Origin of the sequence: Nocardia farcinica, assembly GCF_029867845.1 — a bacterium.
GTDB lineage: Bacteria > Actinomycetota > Actinomycetes > Mycobacteriales > Mycobacteriaceae > Nocardia > Nocardia farcinica_A.
Map to the genome: position 1 here is coordinate 1 of NZ_JARWRU010000122.1, position 4,005 is coordinate 4,005.

Annotated in this window: 6 protein-coding genes and 1 tRNA gene; 4 read left to right on the forward strand and 3 right to left on the reverse strand. The window is 69.8% G+C overall.

Annotated elements, in window-relative coordinates; all coding sequences use genetic code 11:
• From QH283_RS02355 to QH283_RS02370, 4 genes are all read left to right on the forward strand, one after another.
• A partial coding sequence (locus QH283_RS02355) for a hypothetical protein (protein ID WP_348538252.1) occupies positions 1 to 484 on the forward strand: 484 nt, incomplete at its 5' end.
• A gap of 110 nt (positions 485 to 594) precedes the next feature.
• Positions 595 to 1,017 carry a DUF3052 domain-containing protein gene (locus QH283_RS02360; protein WP_280501371.1) on the forward strand — a complete coding sequence of 141 codons (423 nt, stop codon included), beginning with the start codon at positions 595 to 597 and terminating at the stop codon, positions 1,015 to 1,017.
• A 79-nt stretch (positions 1,018 to 1,096) separates the two neighbouring features.
• A complete protein-coding gene (locus QH283_RS02365; RefSeq protein ID WP_280501372.1) occupies positions 1,097 to 1,576 on the forward strand; it encodes a peroxiredoxin in 480 nt (159 codons plus the stop codon).
• A gap of 32 nt (positions 1,577 to 1,608) precedes the next feature.
• Positions 1,609 to 1,680 (forward strand) — tRNA-Val (locus QH283_RS02370).
• Between the two features lie 65 nt (positions 1,681 to 1,745).
• Here QH283_RS02370 and QH283_RS02375 read toward each other — a convergent pair.
• From QH283_RS02375 to QH283_RS02385, 3 genes are all read right to left on the reverse strand, one after another.
• Positions 1,746 to 2,213 carry a nitroreductase/quinone reductase family protein gene (locus tag QH283_RS02375; RefSeq protein WP_280501373.1) on the reverse strand — a complete coding sequence of 156 codons (468 nt, stop codon included), beginning with the start codon at positions 2,211 to 2,213 and terminating at the stop codon, positions 1,746 to 1,748.
• Positions 2,214 to 2,363: 150 nt separating this feature from the next.
• Positions 2,364 to 2,900, reverse strand: coding sequence for a DUF3145 domain-containing protein (locus QH283_RS02380; protein WP_280501374.1), 537 nt, complete (start codon positions 2,898 to 2,900; stop codon positions 2,364 to 2,366).
• Positions 2,901 to 3,024: 124 nt separating this feature from the next.
• On the reverse strand, positions 3,025 to 3,837 hold the full coding sequence (locus QH283_RS02385) for a serine hydrolase domain-containing protein (RefSeq protein WP_280501375.1): 813 nt from the start codon (positions 3,835 to 3,837) through the stop codon (positions 3,025 to 3,027).
• Positions 3,838 to 4,005: the final 168 nt, after the last annotated feature.

Here is a 4,005-nt window from a genome sequence, read left to right on the forward strand (position 1 = left end):
GGGGGCGGGCACCGGCGTGGCCTGCGGCGACCAGGTGCCCGGCAGCGCGCTGCCCGCGACCGGCGAGGTCGAGATCTACCGGAGCGAGCAGGCCGCGGCCACCTCCTCGCGCCGGGCCGCCGAGCAGGCGCAGGCGATCGCCGACAACTGCTCGCCCTTCCCGAACACCAGCGGTATCGGTGTGCAGCGCTACAACGAGTTCGTCGAGGCGCACGACTCCAACGCCCCGGACTACGACGCGCGGCGCGACGCCGCGGCCACCACGCTCGACGAGGCGGCGAACACGGTGGAGTCCGGCGTGAACGCGGCGGGTGAGAAATTGCCGCCGGATCTGGCAGGCCGTTTCCGCGAGTACGTCGACGCGGCGCGGCAGCTGGCGGAGGAGACGAGAAAGATGTCCTACCACGCGAATGTCGACCCGCTGAACGCCGCGAGCCAGCGGGTCAACGCCGCGCGCACGGCGGTCAGGGAGGCGTGTCCGTAGCCGGCGAGCGACGCGACATTCGCCCCATTTTCGACCGATCGGCTTGCGCTCGGGCCGATAACCATGTTCGCTTGCACTTACCTGTTGTCGGGATTGAGGAGGACACCACCGTGGTCGCCGCGGCGGACGCGCAGAATTACGCTCAGAAGCTTGGCATTGCACACGGGATGGTGGTCCAGGAGCTCGGCTGGGACGAGGACACCGACGACGACATTCGTGCCGCCGTCGAAGAGGCCTGTGGCAGCGAGATGGTCGACGAGGATTCCGACGAGGTCGTGGACGCGGTGCTGCTGTGGTGGCGCGACGGCGACGGCGATCTGGCCGACGAGCTGATGGAGGTCATCAGCCCGCTCGCCGACGACGGGTTCATCTGGGTGCTCACCCCCAAGACCGGCCAGCCGGGCCACGTCGATCCCAGCGAGATCGCCGAGTCGGCTCCCACGGCGGGCCTGACCCAGACCTCGGCCATCAGCCTCGGCGCCTGGACGGGCAGCAGGCTGGTGCAGCCGAAGGCTCCCTCCAAGCAGCGCTGACCCGTTTCGCTATGGTTTCGGTCCGGGCAGCGGGCAGCCGTCGCCCGGCCGCAGACCCGTCACGATGGAGGTAGAGCGCATGCCCGACCAGGTCGGTCCGCTGGCAGTCGGCACCGTCGCGCCGGATTTCACCCTCAAGGACCAGAACAACCAGCCCGTCACGCTCTCGGACTACCGGGGCAACAAGAACGTGCTGATCGTGTTCTACCCGCTCGCCTTCACCGGCGTGTGCCAGGGTGAGCTGTGCAAGGTGCGTGACGAGCTGCCCAAGTTCCAGAACGACGACGCCGAGATCCTGGCGATCTCCGTCGGCCCGCCGCCCACCCACAAGATCTGGGCGGCCGAGCAGGGCTACACCTTCCCGCTGCTGTCGGACTTCTGGCCGCACGGCGCCGTGGCCCAGGCCTACGGCGTGTTCAACGACAAGACCGGCATCGCCAATCGGGGCACCTTCGTCGTGGACAAGGCGGGCGTCATCCGGTTCTCCGAGATGAACGGCCCCGGCGAGCCCCGTGACCAGGGCGCTTGGGAGAAGGCGCTGGCCGCGCTAGATTCATAAGCCGTTCCCGTCGGCGCCCGCCGGCGGGGTACGGGCGTATAGCTCAGCGGTAGAGCACTGGTTTTACACACCAGCGGTCGGGGGTTCGATCCCCTCTGCGCCCACAGGTTCCCGGACGTCGGACACGGCCGAGGGCGGCCGCCGCGCCGTGCGGCAGCCGCGGTCCCGCTCAGCCCCGGGCGACCGGGGTCAGCCGGATGACCGGAAGCACCCGGTCGGTCTTGGACTGGTATTCGCCCATCTTCGGGGCCCGCGCGACGATCTCGCGCCAGGCGACCTCGCGCTCCTGCCCGTGCAACTGCTCGGCGGTCACATCGATGATCCGATCGGCGATCTGGACGCGGACCTTGTCGGGGGCGGCGGCGAGGTTGTAGTACCAGGCCGGGTTCTTCGGCGCCCCCGCCGCGGAGGCGATGACCAGGTAGGTGCCGTCGGGCCGGCTCATGTAGCCCAGCGGCACGGTGCGTTCGGCGCCGGTCTTGCGGCCGACCGTGGTGAGCAGCAGCGCGTCGAAGCCGCCGAAGAACTTCCCGCTCTTCTTGATCCGCCTGGTGGCGATGCTGTTCAGCGTGCGCATGAACAGGCCGGTGTCGGGCTGGCGCGCGCCCCTGGTGCCGTTGACGGTGTCGAAACTCATGGCGGCCTCTCGGATTCGTGTGTGGCGTGGGTGCGGCGGCCGCCGGGATCCGCGTTCGTGTTCCGAGATCACCGGAGCCGCCGGTGGCTGTATCTCCCGGCGCGTCACCGGTGTTTACACCGCGACGAGATCCTCTTCCGTGGAACGCCCCTACCCGACGTCCCGGCGCAACCACATGACATCCGCGCCGATGCCCTCGTCCCCGCCGCGGAAGGCTTCCAGGTCCTCGTCCCACGGCGTGCCCATGGCCCGGTCGATCTCCCCGGCCAGGTCGAAGCCGGAGTTCTTGCCCGCGCCGCGGGCGGTCTCCAGCAGCGCGCGCAGCCGGTTCTCCCCCACCATCACGTCACCGTTGGCGCTGACCGCGCCGCGCCACAGGCCGAGGGCGGGCGAGAAGCTGTAGCGCTCCCCGTCCACGCCGTCGCTGGGCTCCTCGGTGACCTCGAAGCGCAGAACCGGCCAGTTGCGCAGGGATTGGGCGATGCGGCCCGCCGTGCCGACCGGGCCGACCCAGTCGCTCGAGGCGCGCAGCTGACCGTCGACGGGCTGGGTCGTCCAGCGAAGCTTGGCAGGCGCGCTCAGCGCCGAGGTGAGTGCCCACTCGACGTGCGGACACAGCGCGGCGGGGGCTGAGTGGATCCAGACCACACCCGCCGTCGCGTCCGCGAACTGACTCGATGCGCGCACCACTGACACCTCCAGCTCAGACGAGGGACGTCTTCCCCAACGACCTGTCCGCTGCTGGCGTTGCCCGAGTGTACTCGAGTGTTGCGAGTTACATCTGTTACTCGCGTCGTGTGTTGCCCGGCGTTTACACCTCGGCGCTCTCGGCGATCACCGCGTCGCTGAGCACCGGCCAGGCCGCGCGCGCCCAGTCCCCGAAATTTTCGTCGGCGAGCGCGCAACACGCCAGACCCCGCCGCGGATCGACCCACAGAAAGGTGCCGGACTGGCCGAAGTGGCCGAAAGTTCGCGCGGAGTTGGTGGTCCCGGTCCAGTGCGGCGACTTGCCGTCGCGGATCTCGAAGCCGAGGCCCCAGTCGTTGGGCCGCTGCGAGCCGTAACCGGGCAACACGCCGTTGAGGCCGGGGAATTGCACGGTGGTGGCCTCGGCCAGGGTCTGCGGCGAGATCAGCCGGGGATTCAGCAATTCGGCGGCGAAGCGCAGCAGGTCGTTCAGGGAGGCGCGGCAGGCGTGCCCCGCCGGGCCGGTCAGCGCCGAGGAATCCATACCGAGCGGCACGAAGACCGATTCGCGCAGATACTCTTCGAAGGCGATGCCGGACTGCCCGGCGATGAAATCGGCGAGCACCTCGAAGCCGGAGCTGGAGTAGATGCGCCGGACGCCGGGCTCGGCCAGCACCTCGGTGGTGTCGAAGGCCAGGCCGGAAGCGTGTGCGAGCAGGTGGCGCACGGTGGCGCCGGGCGGGCCCGCGGGCTGATCGAGCTCGATCGCACCCTCCTCGACGGCGACCAGCGCGGCATAGGCGACCAGCGGCTTGGTCACCGAGGCCAGCGCGAACACCCGGTCGGCGTCACCGTGGGAAGCCGTTGCGGCGCCGGTGGTCACGCCCGCGGCGGCGTGCCGGACGGGCCAGTCGTCGATCTGCTCGAGTGCGCGCACCCCGCGAGCCTACGAGACAACCCCCGGCGAACCCAAGGGCCCCGGGGCCCCCCCGGGGACGGGCGGCCCCCCCCCCCGGGAAGCCACTAGATAATCGGGGTTACGGAGATAGAGCGCGGGGTTTTTGGCAATGGGGATTACAGGTTTGGCGGGGTTGTAAACAACCAA

Coding starts and splice junctions, on each gene's coding strand:
- QH283_RS02365 (WP_280501372.1), top strand. CDS start 1,097: ATGCCCGACCAGGTCGGTCCGCTGGCAGTCGGCACCGTCGCGCCGGAT.
- QH283_RS02375 (WP_280501373.1), bottom strand. CDS start 2,213: ATGAGTTTCGACACCGTCAACGGCACCAGGGGCGCGCGCCAGCCCGAC.